Origin of the sequence: Paraburkholderia sp. UYCP14C (assembly GCF_004197395.1) — a bacterium.
Taxonomy (GTDB): domain Bacteria; phylum Pseudomonadota; class Gammaproteobacteria; order Burkholderiales; family Burkholderiaceae; genus Paraburkholderia.
In genome coordinates this window covers 1-619 of sequence record NZ_SELS01000322.1, presented here as the reverse complement: position 1 = coordinate 619, position 619 = coordinate 1, and the positions used below count along the sequence as shown (strand labels likewise).

Sequence of the window (619 nt, the reverse complement as noted above, 5' to 3'; positions counted from 1 at the left end):
TCGATATTTTGGGCTTATGTTTTGCCAGCAAGGTCAATAAGGTGTGTTCAGAAACCGGTTTCGACAGAAGCTTCATGCCACTGGCGGCTACTTTCTTGAGCACCGCTGACGAGGTGTCCCCCGACCACAGGATCGCAGGGATCGAAGCGTCGGTCACAGCGCGGACTGCCGCAATTGCGGCAACACCGTCCTCGGTTTTCAGCCGGTAGTCGGAGAGGATGAAGTGCGGACCACCTGCCAAAGCTTCGATGCGCAACTGCTCGATCACGTCGGATGATGATTCGCCCGCCACGACGTAGCATCCATGCTCGATCAGGCGCATCGATATTTCGATTCTCAAGTCGTTATTGTCCTCGATGATCGCCACGACCATACTGGTCAGGTCCAGGTCGCCGCTTTCAACCGTCTGAACCTCGAGCAACTCTGGCGCTATGCGTCCTGCGAAGGGGACCGAAACCGAAAAACGCGATCCCCGCCCTGGCGTCGAGTTCATGTCCAGTTTGTGACCCAGAAGGTTCGCGAGACCCTGAACGATGGACAGACCCAGACCGAATCCCTTTTCACGATCCCTCTCGGGATTATCGACCTGTACATAGCTTTTGAAGATATCCGCCTGTCT

General features: G+C 55.6%; 1 protein-coding gene. It reads right to left on the bottom strand.

The annotated features are described in order from the left end of the window. Nucleotides 1–619: response regulator (locus EVC45_RS45055; RefSeq protein WP_129964412.1), on the bottom strand; the 619-nt coding region annotated here is incomplete at both ends.